This window comes from Corynebacterium sp. HMSC055D05 (assembly GCF_001810365.1).
GTDB lineage: Bacteria > Actinomycetota > Actinomycetes > Mycobacteriales > Mycobacteriaceae > Corynebacterium > Corynebacterium coyleae.
Window position 1 is genome coordinate 1 of the sequence record NZ_KV801032.1, and the last position, 25,568, is coordinate 25,568.

General features: G+C 62.1%; 23 protein-coding genes and 1 riboswitch. Of the genes, 6 read left to right on the top strand and 17 right to left on the bottom strand.

Features of this window, described 5'->3' with window-relative positions:
• Positions 1-122 precede the first annotated feature (122 nt).
• The 8 genes from HMPREF2734_RS01365 to HMPREF2734_RS01400 form a co-directional block, all read right to left on the bottom strand.
• Entirely contained in the window at positions 123-629 is a 507-nt protein-coding gene (locus HMPREF2734_RS01365) for a GtrA family protein (protein ID WP_070452774.1), read from the bottom strand.
• Positions 630-714: 85 nt separating this feature from the next.
• On the bottom strand, positions 715-1,824 hold the full coding sequence (gene dapC / locus HMPREF2734_RS01370; RefSeq protein ID WP_070568581.1) for a succinyldiaminopimelate transaminase: 1,110 nt from the start codon (positions 1,822-1,824) through the stop codon (positions 715-717).
• Positions 1,825-1,827: 3 nt separating this feature from the next.
• Positions 1,828-2,151: a ferredoxin gene (gene fdxA / locus HMPREF2734_RS01375; protein ID WP_070421608.1), complete on the bottom strand. Its 324-nt coding sequence runs from the start codon at positions 2,149-2,151 to the stop codon at positions 1,828-1,830.
• A 13-nt stretch (positions 2,152-2,164) separates the two neighbouring features.
• Positions 2,165-2,488 carry a hypothetical protein gene (locus HMPREF2734_RS01380; protein WP_070568584.1) on the bottom strand — a complete coding sequence of 108 codons (324 nt, stop codon included), beginning with the start codon at positions 2,486-2,488 and terminating at the stop codon, positions 2,165-2,167.
• Positions 2,485-3,360: an N-acetyl-1-D-myo-inositol-2-amino-2-deoxy-alpha-D-glucopyranoside deacetylase gene (mshB, locus tag HMPREF2734_RS01385; protein ID WP_070452735.1), complete on the bottom strand. Its 876-nt coding sequence runs from the start codon at positions 3,358-3,360 to the stop codon at positions 2,485-2,487. Before mshB ends, HMPREF2734_RS01380 begins: the two co-directional genes overlap by 4 nt.
• Positions 3,357-4,979 (bottom strand): ABC transporter family substrate-binding protein, encoded by a 1,623-nt coding sequence (locus tag HMPREF2734_RS01390; protein WP_070568587.1) that lies wholly within the window; start codon positions 4,977-4,979, stop codon positions 3,357-3,359. Before HMPREF2734_RS01390 ends, mshB begins: the two co-directional genes overlap by 4 nt.
• 10 nt (positions 4,980-4,989) lie before the next feature.
• Positions 4,990-6,906, bottom strand: a complete 1,917-nt coding sequence (gene typA, locus HMPREF2734_RS01395) for a translational GTPase TypA (protein ID WP_070484497.1) — start codon at positions 6,904-6,906, stop codon at positions 4,990-4,992.
• A gap of 74 nt (positions 6,907-6,980) precedes the next feature.
• Entirely contained in the window at positions 6,981-7,307 is a 327-nt protein-coding gene (locus HMPREF2734_RS01400; RefSeq protein WP_070484494.1) for a hypothetical protein, read from the bottom strand.
• A gap of 277 nt (positions 7,308-7,584) precedes the next feature.
• Between HMPREF2734_RS01400 and HMPREF2734_RS01405 the strand changes: the two genes are divergently transcribed.
• From HMPREF2734_RS01405 to HMPREF2734_RS01430, 6 genes are all read left to right on the top strand, one after another.
• Complete coding sequence (locus tag HMPREF2734_RS01405; RefSeq protein WP_246816759.1) at positions 7,585-8,202, top strand: Rv1157c family protein; 618 nt, start codon at positions 7,585-7,587, stop codon at positions 8,200-8,202.
• Positions 8,203-8,205: 3 nt separating this feature from the next.
• A complete protein-coding gene (locus tag HMPREF2734_RS01410; RefSeq protein WP_070568593.1) occupies positions 8,206-8,742 on the top strand; it encodes a ribonuclease FAU-1 family protein in 537 nt (178 codons plus the stop codon).
• Positions 8,743-9,133: 391 nt separating this feature from the next.
• Positions 9,134-10,837 carry an ABC transporter family substrate-binding protein gene (locus tag HMPREF2734_RS01415; protein WP_070568596.1) on the top strand — a complete coding sequence of 568 codons (1,704 nt, stop codon included), beginning with the start codon at positions 9,134-9,136 and terminating at the stop codon, positions 10,835-10,837.
• 128 nt (positions 10,838-10,965) lie between these two features.
• Entirely contained in the window at positions 10,966-11,949 is a 984-nt protein-coding gene (locus tag HMPREF2734_RS01420; protein ID WP_070421616.1) for an ABC transporter permease, read from the top strand.
• A gap of 103 nt (positions 11,950-12,052) precedes the next feature.
• Positions 12,053-13,042, top strand: a complete 990-nt coding sequence (locus HMPREF2734_RS01425; RefSeq protein ID WP_092103045.1) for an ABC transporter permease — start codon at positions 12,053-12,055, stop codon at positions 13,040-13,042.
• Positions 13,039-14,964, top strand: coding sequence for an ABC transporter ATP-binding protein (locus HMPREF2734_RS01430; RefSeq protein ID WP_070568599.1), 1,926 nt, complete (start codon positions 13,039-13,041; stop codon positions 14,962-14,964). Before HMPREF2734_RS01425 ends, HMPREF2734_RS01430 begins: the two co-directional genes overlap by 4 nt.
• Here the strand turns inward: HMPREF2734_RS01430 and HMPREF2734_RS01435 are convergent.
• The 9 genes from HMPREF2734_RS01435 to HMPREF2734_RS01475 all read right to left on the bottom strand — a co-directional run bounded on the left by HMPREF2734_RS01435 (position 14,954) and on the right by HMPREF2734_RS01475 (position 25,416).
• The gene (locus HMPREF2734_RS01435) at positions 14,954-15,418 is read right to left on the bottom strand and encodes a nucleoside/nucleotide kinase family protein (protein ID WP_070568601.1); all 465 of its coding nucleotides are present in this window, start codon (positions 15,416-15,418) and stop codon (positions 14,954-14,956) included. The genes HMPREF2734_RS01430 and HMPREF2734_RS01435 overlap by 11 nt on opposite strands.
• Positions 15,415-16,176: an energy-coupling factor transporter transmembrane component T family protein gene (locus HMPREF2734_RS01440; RefSeq protein ID WP_070568604.1), complete on the bottom strand. Its 762-nt coding sequence runs from the start codon at positions 16,174-16,176 to the stop codon at positions 15,415-15,417. The genes HMPREF2734_RS01435 and HMPREF2734_RS01440 overlap by 4 nt, the downstream gene beginning before the upstream one ends.
• Before the next feature lie 2 nt (positions 16,177-16,178).
• Entirely contained in the window at positions 16,179-17,507 is a 1,329-nt protein-coding gene (locus HMPREF2734_RS01445) for an ABC transporter ATP-binding protein (protein WP_070568607.1), read from the bottom strand.
• Positions 17,508-18,110, bottom strand: coding sequence for an ECF transporter S component (locus tag HMPREF2734_RS01450; RefSeq protein WP_070421621.1), 603 nt, complete (start codon positions 18,108-18,110; stop codon positions 17,508-17,510).
• Positions 18,102-18,205: riboswitch (TPP riboswitch) on the bottom strand. (Overlaps the previous gene by 9 nt.)
• 92 nt (positions 18,206-18,297) lie before the next feature.
• On the bottom strand, positions 18,298-19,983 hold the full coding sequence (locus HMPREF2734_RS01455; RefSeq protein ID WP_070568611.1) for an ABC transporter ATP-binding protein: 1,686 nt from the start codon (positions 19,981-19,983) through the stop codon (positions 18,298-18,300).
• Entirely contained in the window at positions 19,980-20,930 is a 951-nt protein-coding gene (locus HMPREF2734_RS01460; RefSeq protein ID WP_070421663.1) for an ABC transporter permease, read from the bottom strand. Before HMPREF2734_RS01460 ends, HMPREF2734_RS01455 begins: the two co-directional genes overlap by 4 nt.
• Before the next feature lie 37 nt (positions 20,931-20,967).
• Positions 20,968-21,894: an ABC transporter permease gene (locus tag HMPREF2734_RS01465; RefSeq protein ID WP_070421623.1), complete on the bottom strand. Its 927-nt coding sequence runs from the start codon at positions 21,892-21,894 to the stop codon at positions 20,968-20,970.
• Between the two features lie 119 nt (positions 21,895-22,013).
• The gene (locus HMPREF2734_RS01470; protein WP_070568614.1) at positions 22,014-23,591 is read right to left on the bottom strand and encodes a peptide ABC transporter substrate-binding protein; all 1,578 of its coding nucleotides are present in this window, start codon (positions 23,589-23,591) and stop codon (positions 22,014-22,016) included.
• Positions 23,592-23,814: 223 nt separating this feature from the next.
• Positions 23,815-25,416: a peptide ABC transporter substrate-binding protein gene (locus HMPREF2734_RS01475; protein WP_070421625.1), complete on the bottom strand. Its 1,602-nt coding sequence runs from the start codon at positions 25,414-25,416 to the stop codon at positions 23,815-23,817.
• Between the last annotated feature and the right edge of the window lie 152 nt (positions 25,417-25,568).

Below are 25,568 nucleotides of genomic sequence, written 5' to 3' on the forward strand. Positions count from 1 at the left end.
AAGCCGGAAGCCGAGAAGGTCTACAAATGCCATGGCATAAACGCTACGAAGCGATCAACCACCGCACAAGACCCACCGCGAAAATGTGGATAACTCCAACACCAAATTCCACAAACCACTGGTTAGACGGTTTTTGGCGTTTTCGGTTTTCCGAAGGTCCAGACCTTATTGATCACAAAGTTCACCGGCATCGCGATCAGTGTGGAGATGGCTTGGGCCCAGTAGGATTTGGTGCGCAGGCCGGTGGAGTCGTCGAAAAGTGAATCGGAGAGTCCGATGGGGGTCGTCGGGTTCATGAGCAACGTCATGCATGTCAGCGACACCGCGAACGCGAGCGCGCCGGTGGCCAAGAAGGGGAAGAACCCGCGGATCCAGGAGCGCGCGTGCACCCCACGGAAGGTCCAGGCGCGGTTGAGTTGGTAGTTCCACGTGTTGGCCAGGAGGAACGCCAGGGTGGACATGAGGTGGTACCAGCGGATGTTCCAACGGGTGGAGCCGAGTTGCATGAACACGTCGTTGGCGTGCAGATCAAAGCCGTTCTCTAAGGCTTTGTTGGCCAAGTAGAACACGACGAAGTTCACGAGCACGCCGGAGCCGCCGACGATGCCGAAGCGCAAAAACTGGCGCAGCCCGGCAACGAGGCGTACGGCAGTGCTGCCGCTTTCGGGCGCGGCGGCGTGTTGGTCGCCGGCGGCCGGCGACGGATGAGTGGGGTTAGTCAACGGTGTTTCCTAGGCGGGCGACTGCCGCTTCGATGCGCTCGTCGGGTGCGGTGAGCGAGATGCGCACGTGTTGGGCGCCGGCGGGGCCGTAGAAGTCGCCGGGGGCGCCGAGGATGCCGTGGTCGGCGAACCAGTTGAGGAGTTCGCGGGAATCCATGCCGTCGTGGTGGACCCAGAGGTAGAGGCCGGCATCGGAGTCGTCGATAGTAAGACCTGCGTTTTGGAGGGCCTTCATGAGTACAAGCCGTCGCGCGGCGTAGGTGGAGCGCTGCATTTGTTCGTGCAGGTCGTCGCCGAGGGCGGCCACCATGGCGGCTTGGATTGGGCCGGGCACGATGAGGCCGGAGTGCTTGCGGATAAGCAGAAGTTCTTGCACTAGGGCTTCGTCGCCGGAGATGGTGCCGGCGCGATACGACGCCAGGTTGGACGTCTTGGACAGCGAGTGCAGGGCGAGCAGGCCAGTGTTGTCGCCGTCGGTGACGGACGGGTGGAGGATGGATACCGGTTCAGCGGACCAGCCGAGGTAGAGGTAGCACTCGTCGGAGGCGATGATTGCGCCGGTTTCGCGGGAGAATTCCACCCAGGCGCGCATCTGCTCGACGCCAAGGACTGCGCCGGTTGGGTTCGACGGCGAGTTGATGAAGACGAGGCCGGCGTCGCGGGGTGCGGTGGCGGGGTCGTCGCAACGAATAACTTCGCAGCCTGCCATCAGGGCGCCGACTTCGTAGGTGGGGTACGCGACCTCGGGGATCACAACTTTCTCGCCGCGCAGGCCCAACAATGTGGGCAACCACGCGACGGCTTCTTTGAGCCCGATCACGGGCAGCACGGAGCGTTCGGTCAACCCTGCGATGCCGAAGCGGCGGGCGTGGGAGGCCACGATCGTTTCGCGCAATTCCGGCGTACCCGCGGTTTGCGGGTAGCCGGGCGTTGCGGCTGCTTCGGACAGCGCGAGTTGGATGGACGGTGCGACCGGGTCGACGGGGCCGCCGACGGAGAGGTCGATGAGCCCGCCGTCATGGGATGCGGCGCGCTTGCGCACGTCGGCGATGGTGTCCCATGGGAAGTCGGGCAGTTGTGATCCGAGTGGGGTGCGTGCCACGGTTTAGTCCTGGTTCTGCGGCGGCAGTGCTGCGACGAAGGGGTGGTCGAAGTCCTGTGGGCCGGTCTTGGCGGCGCCGCCTGGCGAGCCGAGTTCGTCGAAGAAGCCGACGTTGGCGTCGTAGTATTCGCTCCACTCGTCGGGGGTGTCGTCTTCGTAGAAGATGGCTTCGACGGGGCAGGCAGGTTCGCAGGCGCCGCAGTCGACGCATTCGTCGGGGTGGATGTAGAGCATGCGCTTGCCCTCGTAGATGCAGTCAACGGGGCATTCTTCGACGCAGCCGCGGTCCATGACGTCGACGCACGGTTGAGCAATCACGTAAGTCATGGGAAACAGTATGTCACTTCGCCCTGATGAGTGGCCAAACGCCTCCGGCGATTCCGGTGAGAAGGAGTGCGAGGGTCCACCCGGTTGGAGGGAGGATGATCATGGAGGCGAACAGTGCTGCTGCCCAGACGGCAAGCGGAACAATCATGCTTTTCGACGACCACAGCCTCGCCGTTTTAGTCAACACCGCATTAAATACGGCGGCGATAATGACCCAGAACCAGTTCAGGTACGCCACTTCCAGGATGAGCGAGCCGAGCGCGCCGACGCTCAGCCAGGTGATGCCGGCGATGGCTTCACCGCGTGAAAATTCGGTTCGGATGACGGGGTGGCTCATTTGGGGATTCCGGATAGGACGTGGGTGGCGTCGTCGTGAAGCGGTGCGCCTGCGCCGAGTTGGAAGTGTTCGACGCGTTGGATGGGTTGGGTGATCAGGTTGGACAGGGCGTAGTAGACGACGGGACCTTGGGCGATGGCGGCGTGGGGGTTGACGTCGGTGGTGCGGCCGTCGGCGATCCAGAGTTGGGTGGCGTGGGCACGCATGGCGGTGATTTTGGCGCTGTAGGCGTGGTCGTCAAGGGAGACGGCGATGTCGGAGGTGGCGACTCCGTCGAGTTCGCCGGGTTGGGCAAGGCGCCAGCCGTCGGGGGCGGCTTCGGGCATGAGAGCTGCGGTTTCTTCGGCGAGGCGCACGGCCCACAGGATGCGCGGGATAGCGACGCGTTCGGCGGCGGTGTGGGTGATTTCGTGGGCGCGGATGTGGTCCGGGTGGCCGTAGCCGCCGTCGGGGCCGTAGGTGATGACAAGGTGGGGGCGCTCCGCTTCGAAGATTGCGGCGAGTTCGGCTACTGCGGCGTCGCCGGAGTTGACAAAGGCGCGCGGGTTGCGGCTTGCGGGCGAGCCGGCCATGCCGGAGTCGCGGAAGCGGCCGGCTCCGCCGAGGAAGGTGCCGCGCGCGCCGATGGCGGCCAACGACTCGCGTAGTTCGCCGATGCGGAAGCCGCCCAATTGGTCGGCTTCGTCGACGACGAGGTGCTGGTACGGCTCGCCGATAACTTCGCCTTCTTCGCCGAGTGTGCAGGTGACGACGAGGACGTCAGCACCGCGGCGGGTCAGGTCTGCGATGGTGCCTGCGGTGGTGATGGCTTCGTCGTCAGGGTGGGCGTGGACGGCCACTACCCGGTAGCCGGTGAGGTCGCGCGTTGTCATGGTTTCTCCTTCGGTGTCGGGCCTACTGTATCGGCCAGTTGCCAGCGGGCGGCGTCGCTGATACCCCCGGGCCAGGTGGAGACGCCTGGGATGGCGACGCCACCGGAGGATGCTGCGATGCGTGTTTCGTTGAGGATGGGCACCCATACGGCGTCGCGCTCTTCGGCTTCGGCCACGGCTGCTCGGGCCTCGGTCGCACTCATGGTCCCGTCCAGGATTCGCCCGGCGAGCGCTTCGTTGCCCACGGAGCACAGGCCGGAGAGGTTGCCAGCACGCGAAGTTTTGGACGGACACGCCATGCGGCTGGCAAGCGTGGTCATGGACGTGGAGTTGCGCTGCCACACCACTGCCAGGTCAACTTCCGACGATGGCAGGCTGCGCCCGGCGAGCGTCGTCGCGTCGGTAGAGGTGAGTTTTGCGGGAATGCCGGCGCCGTTGAGGATGTCGACAAGCGTGCGCGCCGCTGCGGCCGCCGCCGGGTCCATCGCATCCGCCCCGACGCGGATGGGCACGGTGCGCGCTCGTAGCGCTGCGGTGTCCTTCTCCCCCGGCGTGAACGCATGCTCTGCTACGGCCAGGTTGGTGCTGCGGCCGGCGGCGATGTGGGCGAGCAGGGGGACGTCGATAAGCGATCGCACTTGCTCGCGCATTGCTTGGTCGAGCCCGCTTGTCGCGGAGATGACGACGCCAAGCACGCGTGACGACGACCCCTCGCGCACCTCTACTCCAGGCACCCGGCGAAAGACCTCTTGCGTGGTTTCCTGCGGCGTGACGTCGGCGAACGCGAGCTGGCCGGAGCGCAACTGGTCGGCGGTTTGTGTTGTATCGCGCGCGGCGGTCAGCGTCAAAATGTCCACGCTTGCTGGCTCAGTACCCCAAAACCTGTCGTTTCTATTCAGCACTACCGTGCCGCGGGCCCGGCCGACATCTGCCATGAGGAAACGCCCGGCAGACGCAGGGACCATGTTGCGCAGTGCGAACGGGAAATCGCTGGCGTCAGCGGCGAACAGGTGCGACGGCAGCAGGTAGGCAAAGAGCTCCTCGCGGTTGGCCACGGGGCGCTCAAAGTCCACATCGACGACCTTGCCGCCTTGACCAGAAATGCGGATCGCCTGAATTGCCCGGTAGGCCGCAGGGTTGACGGTGCCGGCGGTGGTCACCATCCCGCGCCACAGGTAGGCAAAGTCGGATCCGGTAATCGGGGTGCCGTCAGACCACTGCGCCTCCGGTGCGATGACGTAGCGCACGGTTTGGGCCGCGGGCGAGGTCGGCAGCGTTGAAACCCCCACCAGCAGGTCCCTGTTCGGGCTCGTGCCCACATATGCGCTAGGCAGGGTGAGGTCTGCGATGGCACGCACCGTCGAGGAATCGTCCGCAATCAGGTGCGGGTTAAAGCCTCCTCGTACAGGGTCGACGCCCACTTGTACCTGGGTGCGGTCGCTGCGGCGCGGGTTGTCGTCGGAAGGTGTCGTCGATACGCCAGATGTCTCGCTTTGGGCGGATTCCGGCTCAACGAGCGGCGGTGGGCCCGGGTTCGCCGAGCACGACGCGACGAGGCAAAGCGCGGAAAGCGCCGCCGCAGCACGGGTGGCTGGGCGGCGCGATCGAGGAGGCTGCATGAAGAACAGGCTAGCTGTTCTTCTGCTTCGCACGGGAGCGGGCACGGCCACGCTCGGTAGCGTTCAGGATGAGCTTGCGCACACGCATCGCCTCAGGGGCAACCTCAACACATTCGTCCTCGTCACAGAACTCGATGGCCTCATCCAGGGAGAGGGTACGGGCCTTCTGCAGCGTGACAGTCGCGTCCGCAGTGGCGGAACGCATATTGGTCAGCTTCTTTTCCTTGGTGATGTTGACGTCCATGTCCTCGTCACGCGAGTTCGCACCAACGACCATGCCTTCGTAGGTCTCGGCACCCGGCTCGACGAAGAAATCGCCGCGGTCTGCAAGCTGCTGCAGGGCGTACGCGGTGACCTGGCCGGAACGGTCGGCGACGAGCGAACCGGTCGGGCGGCCCTTGATCTCGCCGGCCCACGGACGGTGCTCGATCGAGTAGGAGTTGGCAATACCGGCACCACGGGTCTCAGTGAGGAAGGTCGTACGGAAACCGATCAGGCCACGCGACGGGACGTCGAACTCCATGCGGACCCAATCGCCGGAACCCGCGTTGGACATTGCGGTCATCTGACCCTTGCGGTTTGCCATGAGCTGGGTGACAGCACCCTGGTGCTCCGACGGGACGTCGATGATCATGTGGTCGTACGGCTCGTAGGTCTTGCCGTCGATCTCCTTGGTCACTACCTGCGGCTTGCCAACGGTGAGCTCGAAGCCTTCTCGACGCATCGTCTCAATCAGCACGGTCAGCGCCATCTCGCCACGGCCCTGGACCTCCCACGCGTCCGGACGCTCGGTCGGCAGCACCTTGATGGAGACGTTACCGATGAGCTCCTGATCCAGACGAGCCTTGACCATGCGGGCGGTGAGCTTGTCGCCACCGTTACGGCCAGCCATCGGCGAGGTGTTCACGCCGATGGTCATGGAAATTGCCGGATCGTCGATGGCGATGCGCGGCAGCGGCTCGACGTGCTCCGGATCGCACAGCGTGTCACCGATCATGATGTTTTCCACACCGGAGACAGCGGCAATGTCACCTGCGACAACGTCGCCTTCAGCCGGAACACGGTCGAGGCCCTCGGTGACGAGCAGCTCAGCGATCTTGACGTTCTTAACCTGCTGGTTGCCGTCCTCGTCGTAGTGGACCCATGCGACCTGCTGGCCCTTCTTTACCGAGCCCTTGAACACACGGATCAGGCCGATGCGGCCCAGGAAGGAGGAGGAGTCCAGGTTGGTCACCTGTGCCTGGAACGGAGCGTCGATCTCAGCGGACGGCTCCGGCAGGACGTCGTAAATGACGTCGAACAGCGGCTGTAGGTCCTCGTTGTCCGGCAGGTTGCCGTTGCCTGGGTTTTCCAGGGACGCGCGGCCTGCACGGCCTGAGGTGTACAGCACCGGCAGCTCGAGGAGGTTCTCAGCAGCCTCTGCAGCCTCCGGGTCCTCCAGGCCAGCGCCAAGTTCGAGCAGGAGGTCCTGTGCTTCCTCCACGACTTCGTCGATACGTGCGTCCGGACGGTCAGTCTTGTTCACACAGATGATGACCGGCTTCTTCGCTTCGAGGGCCTTGCCCAGGACGAATCGGGTTTGCGGAAGCGGGCCTTCGGAAGCATCGATCAGCAGCACGACACCATCAACCATGGACAGGCCGCGCTCGACCTCGCCACCGAAGTCGGCGTGGCCCGGGGTATCGATAACGTTGATGACCAGGTCCGCACCGTCCTTGCCTTTACCGGCGCGACGGATGGCGGTGTTCTTGGCCAAAATGGTGATGCCACGCTCGGACTCGAGCTCGCCGGAGTCCATCACGCGGTCGCCGTGCTCGCCGTGGTCGCCGAAGACGCCGGACTGCTCCAGCATGGCGTTGACCAGGGTGGTTTTGCCGTGGTCAACGTGGGCGACGATGGCTACGTTGCGAAATTCAGGGTGCGACACTCAACAGATCCTTTTACATTGTCGGAAATAACGGTTACACGATACTCCCCAGCTAAGTTGAGCGCACCTCTCCGCTACCCCTCCAACGTGGCGCGGAGCTCTGCAAACGCGTCATTAAAAAACTGTTCGGCCGTTCCAGTAGTAATGACAGCCCCTTCCGTCCCTCGCGCGGAGAGCTCGACGGTGGTGGTGCCATCGCCGTTATCTGCGGCATCGATAGCCAGCGGCGCCTGGTAGTCCTTATTCAAATACACACCGATAAGACGGAACTTCAGTGCACTGCCGACGTTGACAGCCAGTTCGCTGGCGGTTTTGTCCTTGACGTTGAACTTGTCCAGTCCGGACAGCCGCTGCTCAATCTCCTCAAGGGACAGGTTGGTGGTGAACGTCTGGGCATCCATTGTGATCAGTCCTTTCAGTGTTGGGGACAACGGATCTCACGTTCTCACGGGTCTTAAATGTGCCCGTGCTCACAAGGGTAAACAGATAAAACTGGGAGAACACCGAAAGTTTCTGGACAATTCCTCCTACAAAATCAACGGTTTCCACTTGACGCTGTTACTTATGTGACTAATGTTGCTTGAGTTAATGTCCGTGGCCCCTATGTAATAAAGGACAGCCGTGCGCACTCCCCGATCTTTTGCACGCTCCGCCGTCGCGGCGGTTTGCGCTGCCGGCATGCTGATTGCCGGCGTCGTCGATACGCAAATGGCTCATGCCAAATCATCGAACCCGCTCGATAGCCTTGGCCGCCCCACCCCCGAGACCGCCGCCCGAGTCCACGCGTTCGCGGACCAACCACAGGTGCCGGAACAGGTAGGCAACGCACTTCGCACCGCAGTGAACTTCTTCGCTGGCACCGGCGAGCTCGGCGGACCTCCGCTACCCGAGGACGCCCCCGCCTTCACGCAGTTCGCCTGGCCGACGGTCTCCGGGCACTGCATGGGCAAGGGGCTGCACTCGACCGCGTCCGCAATTGCGGTACCGGGACCGACCAAAACACCAGCGCCAGGCGCAGGCGCGGGACAGACCACGTTTGTGTTCACCGCACTGGGCACCCCGGCCGCCGCCAAGGACCAGGGGCTCATGAAGGTGTACTGGGTTAACCTCAACACTTTTCGCACCGGCGTAACGCCTTTAGATAACAACGGGATAAACCCAACAGGACCGTCCACCCTGTCCGCTACCGCGAACACAGGCAAGGGCCGCGTCCTCGCAGTCATCGACGGTGCAGTACGCACCACCGACAAGACCTGCACATTTGCCCCAACCGCCGCTTCGATCAACGTGAGGTAACCGATGACCGTCGACCTACACCCGGTAAAGCAAGAGACCTTTGACACGTCCGCGAACATCAACACGGACCCAAAGGGATTCCTGCGCGAGGTAGACACATACCAGGTCACCGACTTTGGCCTCTACATGGCACGCGGGGCGAATCACCCCGAGTTCGGCTACCTAGAAAGCTGGCTGCTGCCGGAGCTTGGGCTGCGGGCAAACATCTTCCACTGGCGCGAAGGCGCCGGGTACGAGCATGACTTCTACTTCGACATCGCCGACATTGACGTTGATGGCGATATCTGGCGCACACGCGACCTGTACGTCGACATTGTGTCGCTGACAGGCAACCCGATCGACGTGCTTGATATCGACGAACTCGCAGCCGCGACGTCTGCAGGCTTGATCACTGCCGAAGAAGCAGAGAAGGCTATGGACGTCACCCTCAACGCCGTTGAAGGCATTACCCGACACGGCGACGACGCCATGGAGTGGCTGCGCGCCCTGGGTATTGAACTGACGTGGGCGGACACGGTTGAGCTGACCCCCGCCATGTAGGGCGCGCCAACATCACCTTCTGCCCCATTCGCTTCACCGCGGATGGGGCATTTTGCATCTGAATAACATTCACGCTTTATACAGAAACTGGGGAACGCTTGAGACAGTTACATATGCCTATCAGCGTGCAGAAATAATGCTCCCTGCCCCTTTTCTGTGAACCAGCCAGGTCTGGGCCGTAAATTACTTTTCACAAACACTGTGAACTGCCTAACACTTCATGTAAGTTTTTGTGCAACCTGATTACGTCGTGTTCACCTGAGCTTCAAGTTTTGGTGGGCCCAATCGTGGTGCAGGGGTCGTCGAAATACCCATTTCGTCGTACCGCCCAAACACGGGCAACCGTCGCAAAGTTCTCTGCGTACGGACGATCACTGAAAGGACCCAGACCATGAGCAAACGCCTCCGTGTCGCCGCTCTCGCCGGACTCTCCTCCCTGTCCCTCGTCCTCGCCTCCTGCTCCTCGGATGGCGGAACCGAAGAGACCACCGCAAACCAGGCCGGACAGGACTCCGCGAACTCCAAGGACGCTGACAACTCGGGCGAGCAGCTCGAAGTCAACGCTGCCGGTGACTACAACCCGCTCGAGCGCGACCAGATCCAGGATGGCGGCGAGCTCACTCTCGCGATTACCGAAATTGCTGAGCAGCAGAACGTGTTCCACGCGAACATGACGTCCTACACGGACACCATCTGGAGCAAGTACAACCCGCAGCTCACGCTTTTCGACGGCGACGGCACCTATCACCCGAACCCGGCTTATCTGACCGACGTGAAGGATGAGACCGTCGACGGCAAGACCGTGGTCACCTACACCATCAACCCGGACGCCGTGTACAACGACGGCACCCCGCTTGACTGGACCGCCTTCGAGAACACCTTCAAGTTCAACAACGGCTCCAACCCGGATGTCCAGGTCAACTCCACCGACGGCTACGAGCTCATCGAGTCCGTCGAGCGCGGCGAGGACGACAAGCAGGCCGTTGTCACCTTCAAGCAGGCATACCCGTGGTGGGAGGGCCTCTTCGGCACCCTCGTGCCGCCGCAGGTCAAGGACGCGGACACGTTCATGAACGCTTACCTGAAGAAGGTCAACCCGGAGTGGGGCGCTGGCCCGTTCAAGGTTGAGAACGTTGACTTCGAAGGCGGCACCGCCTCCTTCGTCCCGAACGAGAACTGGTGGGGCGAGAAGCCGAAGCTGGACAAGATCACCTACCGCCAGATGGAAGACCAGGCATCCCTGAACGCCTTCCGCGCAGGCGAGATCGACGCAACCGGCGTTTCTTCCCGTGACCGTCTGGCAACGGCGAAGGAGATGGGCGACTCCATCGAGATCCGCACCGCCCTGAACCCGGCGAACTACCTGATGACGATCAACTCCACCGCCCCGGGCCTGGACGACATCAAGGTCCGCGAGGCCATCATGCGCGGCGTTGACCGCGAGCAGCTCGCCGCGATCCGCTTCCAGGGCCTCGGCTACACCGAGGATCTGCCAGGTTCGTTCAACCTGTACCAGACCCAGCCGGGCTACGAGGACAACTTCGGCGAGGTCATCCAGTACGACCCGGAGAAGGCCAAGGAGCTGCTCAAGGAAGCAGGCTACGACGAGTCCAACCCGCTGTCCGTGCGCTACGTCACCCTGGGTGACTCCCCGATGATCCAGGCGACCACCACTGCCCTGCAGGCAATGCTGCGCAACATTGGCATCGACGTCCAGGTTGAGGAGCGTCCGAGCTCCGACTTCTCCAAGGTCGTCTCCGAGCGCGACTTCGACCTGTTCATGTCCGGCTTCCGCTCCTCCGACCCGTTCGGTGTGGCGTACTTCGGCCAGATCTACAAGTCCGATTCCGAGCTGAACAAGTCCGGCACCGGCACCCCGGAGATGGACAAGAAGATTGAGGAACTGCAGCAGCTCCCGGATGCTGACGAGCAGATCAAGCGCGCAAACGAGCTTGAGAAGGAAGCCCTGGCTCAGTACGGCATCATGCCGTACGCCAACGGCCCGGCCATCGTCGCCGTGAAGAAGGGCCTGGCAAACTTCGGTGCTAACTCCTTTGCGATCCTCCCGATCGAGAACGTGGGCTGGGCGAAGTAACCGTAACGGTTCGACGCACGTGAAATCCACGAACTGAGTGCGAGCCCGCCCAGCATTCCCACGCTGGGCGGGCTTCCAATCTTTCTCAATAACTCCCCCGTCCGCCCACCACGGAACTGAGAGACACTATGTTTCGATACCTGATCCGGAAGACACTGAGCTGGGGCTTGATTGTTTTTCTTGCCACCAACCTCACGTTTTTTCTCGCCAGCTTTTTCCTCGATCCCCGCGCCAACTACTTTGGCCGCCGACCACCTCTGCCAGAAGAGCAGATCGATGCACTGCTCGATCCGTTGAACTTGAACCCAAACACACCAATCTTCGAGCGTTGGTGGACGTGGCTTACTGGCGTCCTGACGCGTTGGGACTGGGGTAAATCCCCGATCGGCGACTCCGTCAATGAACAAGTCTCCTACCGCATCTGGGTCTCCGCGCAGCTGACCCTGTTTGCCACCCTGCTGTCGATCCTCCTCGGTGTCGCCCTCGGTGTGTACACTGCGTCGCGCCAGTACAAGCGCGCCGACCGCATGTGGCAGGGCATCTCGATCATCACGATGAACATTCACGTGGTCGTCGCCTCGATCGCCGTGGTGTGGTTCGGTCTGAAGGTCAACGAGTGGACCGGCAAGCGCGTCTTCTACGTCACCGGTGCTTCCAACCCGGGCGTTGAAGGGTTCTTCCCGAAGATGGTCGACTACGCCCAACACCTCGTGCTCCCCACCTTGTCACTGTTGATCATTTCGTATGCGGGCTATCACTTCATGCAGAGAACACTACTGTTGGATAACTTGAACGCCGATTACGTCCGCACCGCCCGCGCGAAGGGCCTAACCAAGGCGCAAGCAGTGCGCAAACACGCGCTGCGAACCTCGCTAATTCCGGTTGCTACCTCGGTGGCGTTCTCGGTGCCCGGCATCTTCACCGGTGCCGTGATGACGGAGCGCATCTTCGCCTGGCAAGGCATGGGCCAGTACTTCATCCAAACGATTGCGCGTAACGACGTCCACGGTGTCGTCGTTGTGGCCGCATTCGGTGCCGCAATGACCGCAGTGTCCGCTATCTTGGCCGACCTCATCGTTGTTGCCCTCGACCCGCGCGTGCGCGTGAGCTAAGGAGATCACAGCCATGACAAACAAGCCACCACGCGGTACATCCCGCAAGCTCAGTGACCCCCGCGCCCACGCCACCTCGAGCGAGCTGGCGCTGCACGCCGCAATGCCGGTCAACGACATGACCGCCATCTCTGAGACCGGCCGCCAGGCCGACGGCGTGATGAGTAAAGACAAGAACACGCGCCCGATCCAGCCGAAGCAGGGCGACAGCGTCGAAGATCAGCAGACGATGCGCGCAACGCGTAAGTCGAAGATTTACCTGCGCCGCTTCATGCGTAACAAGGCCGCGGTTGTCGGCCTGGTGATTTTCTTCCTGATGGTACTGCTCGCGCTCTTTGGCAAGTTCATGACGCCGTGGAGCTACGACGACCCGGACTTCATGAACCTGTCCGTCGCGCCCTCCGCTGAACACTGGTTTGGCACTACTGACTCCGGCAACGACCTGTTTGCACAGGTGGTGCACGGCCTCGGTCGCTCGCTGTCGATCGCTGTGCCGGCATCGATTGCCACGACGGTGATCTCCGCGATTGTCGGTGCAGGTGCTGCCCTGTTTGGCGGAAGCTTGGAGAAGATTGTGCTGGCAGTGATCCACTTCCTGCTGGCTGTGCCGACGTTCCTCATCATCGCCCTGCTGGTATCCGGCTCGGGCGGCGACTGGAAGGTGCTCACCGTCGTGCTCATCGCGTTTGGCTGGATGTACTCAGCACGTGTGATTTGGTCCTTGTCGTTGTCCATCCGCGAAAACGACTATGTGCGTGCCGCCAAGTTCATGGGCGTGTCCAACTCCAAGACGATCGTGCGCCACATCATCCCGAACGTCGCGTCGCTGCTGATTATCCAGCTGATGTTGGGCATCGTGTCCACGATCATGTCTGAGACCGCCCTGTCGTTCTTGGGCCTCGGTGTGAAGCTGCCGGACGTGTCCCTGGGTACGTTGTTGCAGTCTGGTACCGCAACCCTGGTGACCGCTCCGTGGCAGTTCTACTTCCCTGCCCTCGTCCTGACCTTGCTCACCGTTTCCATGGCATTCATCGCCGATGGTCTGCGTGACGCACTCGACCCGAACTCGAACTCTGGAGGTTCTGCAGCATGACAACCAGCATCAACAACTCGGGTTCCCCGGTGCTTTCGGTACGCGACCTCAACGTGTCGTTCCCGTCGGAAGCCGGTGTGGTCCGCGCGGTGCGAGGCGTGGATTTCGATCTCCTCCCAGGCCGTACCCTCGGCATCGTGGGCGAGTCAGGTTCCGGCAAGTCCGTCACCTCTCTCGCTGTCATGGGCCTGTTGCCGGATTACGCCAAGGTCACCGGTTCTGTGAAGTTTGAGGGCGAGGAGCTCCTGGGCAAGTCGGATGCCGCCATGTCGAAGATTCGTGGCAACGGCATCGGCATGATCTTCCAGGATCCGCTGTCCGCTCTGACCCCGGTGTACGACATCGGCACGCAGTTGGTGGAAGCCATCCAGGCGCACACGAGCATCTCTAAGTCGAAGGCGATGGACCGTGCTGCGGAGTTGCTCGATCTGGTGGGTATCCCCGAGCCGAAGAAGCGCCTGCGTTCCTTCCCGCACGAGTTCTCGGGTGGCATGCGTCAGCGTGTGGTGATCGCAATTGCGATTGCGAACAACCCGAAGGTGCTTATTGCCGACGAGCCCACGACCGCCCTCGACGTGACCATCCAGGCACAGATTCTGGAAGTGATCAAGAAGGCGCAGCGTGAGACCGGCGCTGCCTGCATCATGATTACCCACGACATGGGTGTGGTCGCAGGCACCGCCGATGACGTGCTGGTGATGTACGGCGGCCGCCCCGTGGAACGCGCCGAGGTCCACCAGCTCTTCGGCAACCCGAAGATGCCGTACTCGGTGGGCCTGCTGGGTTCCACTCCACGTGTGGATCAGCCATCGAACGAGCCGCTAACGTTTATCGACGGCAACCCGCCGATGCTCATCGACGTCGCCGACCGCTGCCAGTTCGCACCACGCTGCCCCATCGCCACCGAGGCCTGCCTGACGCAGGAGCCGCCGCTGGTGCCGAACAAGGGCGACGAGAACCACATGGTTGCATGCGTGCGCCACGATGAGATTGAAAACGGCACTCTCGACGGTAAGCCGTTGTTCCCCGCACCTGTCCTGCCGGAGAACAAGTTCGCGGGCATCCCGCGCGAGGAGCGCGAAGTCACCCTCGAGGTAGAGAACCTTTACCGTGCGTTCCCACTGACCAAGGGCGCGCTGGTGAAGCGCCGCATCGGCACCGTGGAGGCTGTGAAGAACATCTCCTTCGATGTTCGCGCCGGTGAGTGCATGGCCATTGTGGGTGAGTCCGGTTCCGGTAAGACCACGACCCTGCTGGAGATCATGGGCCTGGATCCACAGGGTGATTCCCGCATCGTGATCTGTGGCAAGGACGCGGCGAAGATGAGTGCGTCGGATCGTCGTCAGGCACGCCGCAATATTCAGATGGTGTTCCAGGATCCGATGAGCTCGCTGAACCCGCGTATGACGGTCAAGGAGATCATCCAAGAGCCGTTGGATGCGTTGGGCTACGAGGGCGACAAGGATGCCCGTATCTCCGAGCTCATGCGCACGGTGGGTCTGGATGAGAAGCAGTTGGACCGCTTCCCTGGCCACTTCTCTGGTGGTCAGCGTCAGCGCATCGGCTTGGCTCGTGCGTTGGCGACGAACCCTGCGGTGATTGTGCTCGACGAGCCAGTGTCAGCCCTCGACGTGTCCATCCAAGCCGGCGTGATTAACCTGCTGGATTCGCTCAAGCGCAAGCTTGGCCTGTCCTACCTGTTCGTCGCACACGATCTGTCGGTGGTGCGCCACCTGTCGGATCGTGTGGCCGTGATGTACAAGGGCGACTTTGTGGAGTTCGGCGAGACCGACGACGTCTTCGACAACCCGCAGCACCCGTACACGAAGGCGCTGCTGTCGGCGATTCCGATCCCTGATCCGGATGCGGAGCGCTCCCGCGTGCGTACGGTGTACAAGCCGGCGGAGGAGGCTATCTCCTAACCGTCACATCGACGGGCAGCGTCGGAAGTCGTGCTTCCTGCGCTGCCCACATCCCCCACCAGGGGGCGTAGCCCGGGTCCCTGCGCAGGGCCCGGGTTTTTCGCATCTTTAGGTCGGCGGTCACGCGGATGGTGTTGACGGTTCCACGCGCCCGGGCGGCGCGTATCGACGACTCCGTGACCGCCCCAACACCTTCCACCACAAGATCCTCTGCGGGGTCGAGCGGCACCCACTCGGCGCGCTCGTGGTTGATCCAGTCCCAGCGCCAAAACCCTGGCCTGGCAGGGTGCAGCACATCGCGGGCGACCATCGCGGCACCTTCTTCGAGGCCGTACCAACCGGGGTAAAAATCGTCGAGGTGCACCACCCGGATACCGAGCGCGTCGCCGATCTGGTTGGCCAGGGTGGTCTTGCCGGAGCCGGAAGGGCCATCGATGAGCAGGGTGTATGTCATCGCACTGACCACACTGGGCGCAGGTCGCCTGTGAGCCACGCGATGCCAAGTGAGACAAGTGCCACCCCAAGGCACACAACCATGACGCCCCAGTCGCGGCTGCGCAGTTTGGATTCTCGGGCCCAGGAACGCTTCGTCGGTCCGCCAAAACCGCGCGCCTCCATTGCGGTGGCGAGTTTTCCGGCACGGCGCAGCGACATCACCAACAGCCCGAATGACAAGGTGAACCAGTATTTGATCTTGCCTTGGTCTGCGATACCGCGGGCGCGACGCGATCGGCGCATGGCGTCGAGGTCGTCGCGAAGCAGTGTGAGCATGCGAAGGGCCGCGACAGTACCGATGACAAAGCGTTCGGGGAGGCGAAGGACTTGGGAGAGGCCGTCGCCAAGGTCAGTCGGGTCGACATCGGCGGACAACAGCACCACCGGCAGCGCGATGGCAAGCACGCGCAGCACCATCGCACCAGCGAGAGACACGGAGAGTTCCGTGACGTGAATCAAACCCCAGTTCAGGTAGGTCTCCCCGCCCGCCTGTCCGTAGAGCGCCATCGGGATACCGGCCAGGGGCGCGACGATGAGGATCGGCACCGCGCGTTTGAAAAACCGTCCGTAGCGAAGCCCGCATAGCGGCACCATGAGCAGCGTGAACGCGAGCACAACGGTGGCGGAAACCCAGTCCACGGTGAACATCAGCGGCGTGGTCAGCAGCGCCAAGCCGAGAATGCGGGTGACGGGGTTGATGTTTGCCAGCAGGTTCATGGCTACCTCTCCCCTGCCGTGATGTGCTCGGTGTGGTCGCCGAGCGATGCGATAAACGCCTCGTCATGGGTGATCGAGATGACCGTGACGCCCTTGTGCGTGAGTTCGCGGATCAGGCCGACGAGTTCGACGAAAGTGCGGTCATCCTGGCCGAAGGTCGGCTCGTCCAAAATAAGCAATTTCGGAGCGTTGACCAGCGCGGTTGCCACCGAAAGTCGGCGTTTCTCCCCGCCGGAAAGTGTGAACGGGTTCGCGTCGACGAGGTGGGTCAGGCGCAGGCGTCGCAAGAGATCGTCGATACGTTCCTGCGGGGCGCCGGACAGTGCCATCTCCTCGCGCACGGTGGCAGTGACAAATTGGTGTTCCGGTTCCTGGAACACGTACCCGATGCGTTGCGCCAGATCTGCCGAGGACCAGTCAATCGACGGCTTGGCTAGCCCCTGGCGGATAGTTTCCGAGTACTCCACCCGCCCTTGCTTCGGCGGTGTTAGCCCGGCAAGTACCTGCACGAGCGTAGTTTTTCCCGAGCCGTTTTCACCGGTGACCACAGTGGAGAACCCCTCAGGCGCGCGCACCGTGCGCGGCGGGCCGAAGCGGGTGAGCAAGTTCTGCGTCGCAACCGCAGCCGGCGTGCCAGCGGGAACCTGCTTCGCCGGCGGCAACGAAGGCACCTGCGGTAGCTCTTCTTCGGTAATGCGGCGAAAACCGTCCGCATCCAAGCGGTAGTAGGTGTCCACCACGTGCGACCAGTGCTTGGGGCGGTGCTCCACCACAATCAGGGTCGCGCCGGTGCGTGTGCAGACGCGGTCGACAGCGTTGATGACCTCGTCGCGGCCACGCGGGTCAAGGTTTGCAGTCGGCTCGTCGAGCACCAAAATATCGGCCCCCATTGCCAACACGCCAGCCAGCGCAAGGCGTTGCTTCTGCCCACCGGACAGGCGTGACGTGGGGTGATCGAGCGGCAGGTCCAAGCCGACGGCGCCCAGCGAAGCCTCAACGCGACGCCAAATCTCATCGCGCGGCACGCCAAGATTTTCGGCGCCGAACGCGACATCGTCGCCCACGCGCGACAGGATTGTTTGCGCCTCCGGGTCCTGCAGCACCATGCCTACCGTGCCGTTGACCTCGAGGATGCCGGTTTTGCTGCCGTCCTCGGAGTCGTCGATAAGTTTCGCGATGACCGCGAGCAACGTGGACTTGCCGGAACCAGAGTCGCCGGAGATGAGGATGCGCTCGCCGCGCTCGACGTCGAGATCAACGCCAGTAAACGCAGGCTGGGGACGCGTCGCGTGCTGGTACGTCAACCCTCGAGCACGAATCGCCAGCGTCATTTACGCAGCCTGGTTGAAACGCTCACGGCCTGCGCCGAAGCGGTCCAGCGCACCGGTCTTCGCGAGTGCCTTGACCAGGTAGTGGCACAGCACGCCGCCAAGGATCGCGCCGGAGATGACCATGCAGGTCAGGTAGATGATGTTGAACTGCAGGCTCATCGCCAGGTTCGCCGACAGGAACAGCTCGAGGATGAACGCGCCGACAGCGGAGCCGATACCGGCCAAGATTGCCACCGTCAGATCGAAGCGACGGTACGCGAACAGCAGGAAGATCAGCCCTGCGCCAAGACCCTGTGCAAGGCCCGAGTAGAGCGTCTCAATGCCCCACTGGCTGCCGATCAACGCTGAAACCGACGCCGCGATGACCTCGACGAACACGGCTGCGCCAGGCTTGCGGATGATCAGCCCGCCAAGCACTCCGCCGGTGAACCAGATACCGGTGACCAGGCCACCAAGGCCCGGCGTCAACGTATCCAGCGCCTTAAACCCTGCGTAGCCAACGCTGTTCCACACCCAAAACAGCAGACCACACGCCACACCGAGGACGGCGGCGGTGACAATATCGATTACACGCCAAGAATTGTTCTTAACAGGCACAGTCATGTGCTTTCCTTCCTATCGCCGGCATTACCCGGATCAGGTTCAACGGTCCGCCCGAAGGCATCTCAGCTGCGAATGCAGCACCCGTGTGTGTTCAGTTCTCGGAGGCGATGCTACAACACGCCCCAGACATGCTTATCGACGACGTCCCGCATCGGTGCGGTGACGTCGTCGATAAGCAATTATGCTCCTAGCCGCGCCCCAACTCGATGTGGAGACCCGGCACGGAATCGATCAGGTTGCGGGTGTAATCCGCCTGCGGGTCGGCGAAGATCGCATCCGCCGGCCCCTGCTCCACAACCTTGCCCTGGCGCATCACCACAATGTCGTCTGCGGTCTCGCGGACCACAGCCAAGTCATGGGTGATGAACAGGTAGGACAGGTTCATCTCATCCTGCAGGCCCTTGAGCAACTGCAGAATCTGATCCTGCACGAGCACGTCGAGGGCCGAGACCGCCTCGTCGAGGACGATGACCTCCGGGCCCAACGCCATCGCACGTGCAATCGCGATGCGCTGACGCTGACCGCCAGAGAGCTCGTTCGGGTAGCGACGCATCGCGGACCTCGGCATCTGCACCATGTCCAGCAGCTCCGCCACGCGAGCGTCGCGCTCCTTACGCGAGCCCACCTTGTGCAGGCGCAACGGCTCCTCGATGCAGCGGTAGATCGAGTACATCGGGTCGAGCGAACCGTACGGGTTCTGGAACACCACCTGCATCTTGCGACGCAGTTTGAACAGTTCCTTGCGGTTTAACTCCGAGATGTCGCGGCCCTCGAAGTACACGGTGCCGCTGGTCGGCTCAAGCAGGCTTAGCGCCATGTTGGCCACAGTGGACTTGCCGGAGCCAGACTCACCCACCAGCGCAAGCGTGGTGCCGCGGCGAAGATCGAAGGACACCTCGTCGACCGCGCGCAGTGTCTTCTTCGCACCCTTTTGGCCACGGACGTCGAACTCCTTGACCAGGTTATCCACCCGGATGACCACGTCCTCCGGCTTGGTCTCGGCCACCGTGATGTCTTCATCCTTCAGCGCAGCGTGCGTACGCGCGGCTGCCAGCGACGGAGCCGCGTTAACCAGCCTGCGGGTGTACGGGTGCTTCGGGTTGCGCAAAATATCCAGGCTCGGTCCGCGCTCAACCACACGACCGCGGTGCATAACCAGCAGGTGGTCAGCGCGCTCTGCTGCAAGCCCCAGGTCGTGGGTGATAAACAGCAGCGCGGTCTGGGATTCCTGGGTGAGCATCTCAAGGTGGTCCAGGATGCGCTTCTGCACGGTCACATCGAGGGCAGACGTGGGCTCGTCGGCAATGAGCAGCTCCGGGTTCGCAGCCAAGCCCATCGCGATGAGTGCGCGCTGGCGCATGCCACCGGAAAACTCGTGCGGGAACTGACCCGCACGACGCTCCGCGTCCGGCAGGCCTGCATGCTCAAGCAACTCGATGACGCGCTGGTGGCGCTCGGAGCCTTCGACGATGTTGTTCGCCTTCAGCGACTCCTCCACCTGGGTACCGATACGCCACACCGGGTTCAGGTTAGACATCGGATCCTGCGGCACCAGACCAATCCTGTTGCCGCGAATCTTCTGCCAGCCCTTCTCATCGAGCTTGGTCAGTTCCTCGCCGCGCAGCTTGATCGAGCCGCCAGTGACCTTGCCGGTGCCAGGCAGCAGGCCGAGCACCGCCATGGCGGAGGTGGATTTGCCCGAACCGGACTCGCCCACGATCGCGACCTTCTGGCCCGGGTAGATCGTCATATCGAAGTCACGCACAGCCTCAACCACACCCGTGGAGGACTCGAACGTGATGCGGAGGTCGGTCACCTCAAGCAGCGGCTCGGGCGCGCCAGTGTTGTTGTCTTTACCGATTGCGGTGGTCATCGCTTCCTCGCCTTCGGATCAAGGGCGTCGCGCACAACGTCGCCCATCATGATGAAGCTCAGCACCGTCAGTGCGAGCGCAATTGCCGGGTAGAACAGCACCATCGGCTGAGTGCGTAGCGACGCCTGCGCAGCCGAAATATCGCCACCCCACGACACCACCGTGGACGGCAGACCGATGCCCAGGAAGGACAGGGTCGCTTCGGCCACGATGAACTGGCCGAGCGCAACCGTGGCGTACACGATCACGGGCGCCGCGGCGTTCGGCAGGATGTGGGAGGTGATGATCTTCCAGTCGCTCGCCCCCACCGCGCGGGCGGCGGTGACGAACTCGTCGTTCTTAATCCCCATCACTGCACCGCGGGTGATGCGGGCGATCTGGGTCCAGCCGAACATGGACAGCGCGAATACCACCATCCAGATGGAGCGCTTGTTCTGGAACATGGACATGACGACGATCGCGGCCAGCACGAGCGGCACCGCGAAGAAGATGTCAGTCAGACGCGATAGCAGTGTGTCCCAGATGCCGCCGAAGTAACCGGCGATCGCACCGATGAGGCCACCAAGCACGGTCACGATCAGTGTGGTCAGCACGCCGACCGTAACCGATGCGCGAGCACCGTACATCATGCGTGAGTAAATATCGCAGCCTTGACGGTCAAAGCCGAAGATGTGCCCGTCCGTCGGCCCGTTCAGCGAGCGCGACAGCATGCACTCGCGCGGATCGACGCTGGTGAACAGACCAGGGAACACAGCGACGGTGACGGCAAGCAGGATCAATACTGCAGAGAACCAGAACAGCGGCCTGCGACGCAGGTAGTTCCAAGCTTCAGCCCACTGGCTGGTGGGTGTACCGGCATCCGGCACAGCATCAACTGCGCCGAGGCCAGTCTCATCGGTCTCTGCGACGTAGTATTCCTGACCGCGCAGCACCCCAGCATTGGCCATCGTGCGATCAGCCGACATTTCAGGTTGTGGAATGGAATTAGTCATAGCGGATCCTTGGGTCGAGTACTGCGTAAAGCAGGTCAACGATGAGGTTGGCAACGATGTAGATAATCACCAGCACAGTGGTGATCGACACGACGGTCGCGGGCTCGCCCTTAATGATCGACTGGTAGATCGTGCCACCGATACCGTTAATGCCGAAGATGCCTTCGGTCACAATCGCGCCACCCATCAGCGCACCAAGGTCAGCGCCAAGGAAAGTCACGACCGGGATCATGGAATTGCGAAGCACGTGGCGAGTCATCACGGTACCGTCGCTCAGCCCCTTAGCTCGCGCGGTACGGACGTAGTCTGCGCGAAGGTTTTCGCTCACGGACTGACGCGTCAGCCTGATCACGTACGCGCACGACAGCGCACCAAGCACGATCGCAGGCATGAGCAACGCTTCAAATGACTCATTGCGCCCCACCGTTGCAGGCAACAGTCCCCACTTCACGCCGAAGAGGTACTGCATGACAAAGCCGATCACGAACGACGGGACGGCGATGACGATCAGCGATGCGACGAGAATCGTGGAGTCGAAGACACCGCCGCGGCGCACACCGGCGATCACGCCGAAGATGATGCCGAACACAGCCTCAAACGCCAGCGCCATCAAACCGAGCTTGATGGTCACCGGGAACGCGTTAGCCATCACCGACGCGACGGGCTGGCCGGAGAAGGTCTTGCCAAAATCGCCCATGAAAATGCCCTTGATGTAGAGCAGGTACTGGACGATAAATGGTTTATCAAGGTTGTATTCCGCTTCGATGCGGGCGCGGGCGGCCTCGGACAGGCCGCGGTCTCCGCCAAGCGCCTGTACGGGGTCGCCCGGCATGAGGAACACGAGGGCGTAAAGCAACAGTGTGGCCCCGAAGAAGACGGGGATCATTTGGAGCAGTCGCCGCCCGATATAACGCAGCATGGTTCCGGGCTCTCCTTTTCCATGTGAGTCGGGACGAAAACCAGTATTGAGTGTGAAACGAGTAATGACCCGCCGCAAAATGCGAACGGGCCACTTTGCGTGGTTGCTTAGGTTACCACTTAGTTTTTGGTGATCTGATGCAGCACCGGAAGTGAGCGCCAGGAGAACGCGACGTTCTCTACGTTTTCGGAGTAGCCACCTGCAACGTTGGAGTACCACAGTGGGATCGCTGGGAGATCCTCAAACAGAACCTTCTGCACCTCGTTGTACTTTTCAGCAGCAGCTTCCGGAGAAGCTGCGGTTGCTGCTTCTTCCAGCAGTGCGTCGACTGCCGGGTTGGAGTAACGCGCATAGTTCGAGGAAGCACCCGTGCCGTACAGCGGGATCAGGAAGTTACCCAGCGACGGGTAGTCAGCGCTCCAGCCGGTACGGAATGCGCCCTTGACGGCGTCGTTGTCCATATCGTCGAGCATGGACTTGAAGTCCGGGTAGGCGTTGCCCACTGCCTCGATGCCGATGGCGTTGCGGATGGAGTTCGCAACAGCATCGACCCATGCCTGGTGGCCACCATCGGAGTTGTAGGAGATCTCCAGGTCACCGGTGTACGGGTTGATCTTGTCGGCTTCCTCCCACAGGCGCTTTGCCTCCTCCGGGTCGTACTTGAGCACGTCGACGCCCTCAAGGTTGTCGGAGTGGCCCGGGATCACCGGTGCGGCAAAGTCGGTCGCCGGGGTGCGGGTGCCGTCGAAAATGGTCTTGGTGATCTGCTCGCGGTCGATCGCCTTAGAGATTGCCTGGCGACGAAGCTTGCCTTCCTCGCCGCCGAAGTGCTCTTCGTTCTCGTTGATGGTGATCGACTGGAATGCAGCTGCTGGCTGGTTCACAGCGCGCTCGCCAAGCTCGTCTTCGAAGTTGGCCAGTGCAGAATCTGGCACAGCATCGAGCACGTCGAGATTTCCGGAGAGCAGGTCGGCATAGGCCGCGTCCTGCTGGGCGTAGAAGATGAAGTTCACGCCGTCGTTCTGCGCCTTGCGATCACCCTGGTACTCCTCGTTCGGCACCACGATGGCGTCCTGGTTGTGGTTCCACTCCAGCAGCTTGTAAGGGCCGTTCGAGATCGGGTTTTCGCCGTACGCTTCCATGTCGTCGAACGCAGACGGGTGAAGCGGCGAGAATGCCGTGTAGCCGAGGCGCTGCGGGAAGTCAGCCTCCGGCTGCTCGAGCTCGATGGTGAAGGTCTTGTCGTCGATAACCTCCAGGCCCTCGAGCGGCTTTCCGTCCTCGTAGCCCTTGATCGGCTCGAAGAAGTACGCGTTCATCTGGGAGTTTTCGACTGCGTAGTTCCACGCGTCGACGAAGTCCTTCGCCGTCACCGGGGTACCATCGGCCCACTTCGTGTCCTTCAGCGTGACACGGTAGGTCTTCTCACCCTCGAGATCGATGGATTCTGCGAGCTCGTTGTGGCTTTCGCCGTCCTTGTCGTAGTAGGTCAAACCTGCGTACAGGACATCGACGATGCGGCCGCCGCCAGTCTCATTCGTATCTGCGGGCAGCAACGGACGCTGTGGCTCGGAACCGTTGGCCAGAACGTAGTTTCCAGCTCCGTCGGCAGAATTGTCGGCGGAGCCACCACATGCGGCAAGGCCGAGCGCCAGTGCGCCGGCGCCGAGGGCGGCAACTGCTTTCTTGATATGCACCTTGACTCCTTGTGTCTTTTCATGTTTTCGCATGTTGTGCTGTCAAACACTCAGCGTGCTCTAAGGAGTCCACCACAATAAACGTAACCTCCCATAATCCGGCCGCCCCGCGCGTGCGGTCCAACGGACCGAAAAATAGAAACCGCGCCGCCACAACCCAGGGGGGATGTGGACGGCGCGGTCGTTGTCGTTGTTGCGAATCTAATTCGCCAACAGCGGGGTGTTACTTCTTGGTGATCTGGTAGTAGAGCGGCACCTGGTTCCAGCCGAAGACAACGTTGTCAACGTCCTCGGAGTAGCCACCGGTCAGGTTCGAGTACCACAGCGGGATTGCTGGCAGATCCTTCAGCAGGATCTCCTGCGCCGCGTTGAGGTCCTTCACGGCTGCTTCCTGGTCTGCTGCACCGTTGGCCTTCTTCAGCAGGTCGTCGAACTCAGCGTTGGAGTAGTCGCCGTCGTTCGAGCCTGCGCCGGTGCCGTACAACGGGCCAAGGAAGTTGCTCAGCAGCGGGTAGTCTGCCTGCCAGCCGGTACGGAATGCGCCTTCGATGGTGCGGTTGGTCACGTCATCGCGCAGGGACTTGAAGTCCGGGTACGCGTTGCCCACTGCCTCGATGCCGAGGGTGTTGCGGATGGAGTTCGCAACAGCATCGACCCATGCCTGGTGGCCACCGTCAGCGTTGTAGGAGATGGTGAACTCGCCGGTGAACGGTGCGATTGCGTCGGCTTCAGCCCACAGACGCTTCGCCTCCTCCGGGTCGTACTTCAGTACCTCAACACCGTTGAGGCTGTCGGAGTGGCCCGGCAGCACCGGGGAGGTGAAGTCCGTGGCCGGGGTGCGGGTGCCGTCGAAAATCGTTGCCGTGATCTCCTCGCGGTTGATCGCACGCGAGATTGCTTGACGACGAAGCGCACCCTCCTCACCGCTGAAGTGGTCGGCCTTCTCACCGATCGTCATGGACTGGAAGATCGCTGCCGGCTGGTTCACTGCACGGTCGCCGAGCTCGTCTTCGAAGGTTGCGAATGCAGAGTCCGGGATGGCGTCGAGGACGTCCAGGTTGCCGGAGAGCAGGTCGGCGTAGGCGGCGTCCTGCTGCGCGTAGAAGACGTAGTCCAGGCCGTCGTTCTGGGCCTTGCGCGGGCCGTCGTACTCAGCGTTCGGGACAACAACTGCGTTCTGGTTGTGGTTCCACTCGGACAGCGTGTACGGGCCATTGGAGATCGGCTTCTCACCGTACGCCTCGATGTCGTCGTATGCGGACGGGTGCATCGGGAAGAACGCCGTGTAGCCAAGGCGGCTCGGGAAGTCAGACTCCGGCTGGGTCAGCTCGATGGTGAAGGTCTTGTCGTCGACAACTTCGAGGCCCTCGAGCTTCTTGCCCTCCTCGAAGCCCTTGATCGGCTCGAGGTGGTACGCGCCGAGCAGCGAGTTCTCTACCGTGTAGTTCCATGCGTCGACGAAGTCCTTGGCCGTGACTGGGGATCCGTCGGACCACTTCGCGTCCTTCAGGGTGACGCGGTAGCCTGCGTCGCCTTCCGGCTCGATGGACTCGGCGATATCGTTTTGCACTTCGCCGTCGCCGTCGTAATAGACCAGGCCTGCGAAGATCTGGTCGATGATGCGGCCGCCACCGGTCTCGTTGATGTTGCCCGGTACGAGCGGGTTCTGCGGCTCCGAGCCGTTGACAAGAACGTAGTTGTCGCCACCGCCGTTGTTGGTACCTTCAGCGCCACCGTCTGCAGAATCGTTTGAGTCACCGCAGGCGACCAGACCGAGCGTCAGAGCACCGGCGCCAAGAATCGCCGCTGTCTTCTTCAGTTGCATGTGTTCTCCTTCGACCAAGTATGGAGCCAAGGAATGTCCTGTGGCTCACAATTTGGATGTCCATGTATTTCACCACACTTGACGGTCGCCCGTGCGAAGTTTCACAAATATCTTTTGAAACGCTGTGAGCACCGTGTGTCAGGAGGTACGTG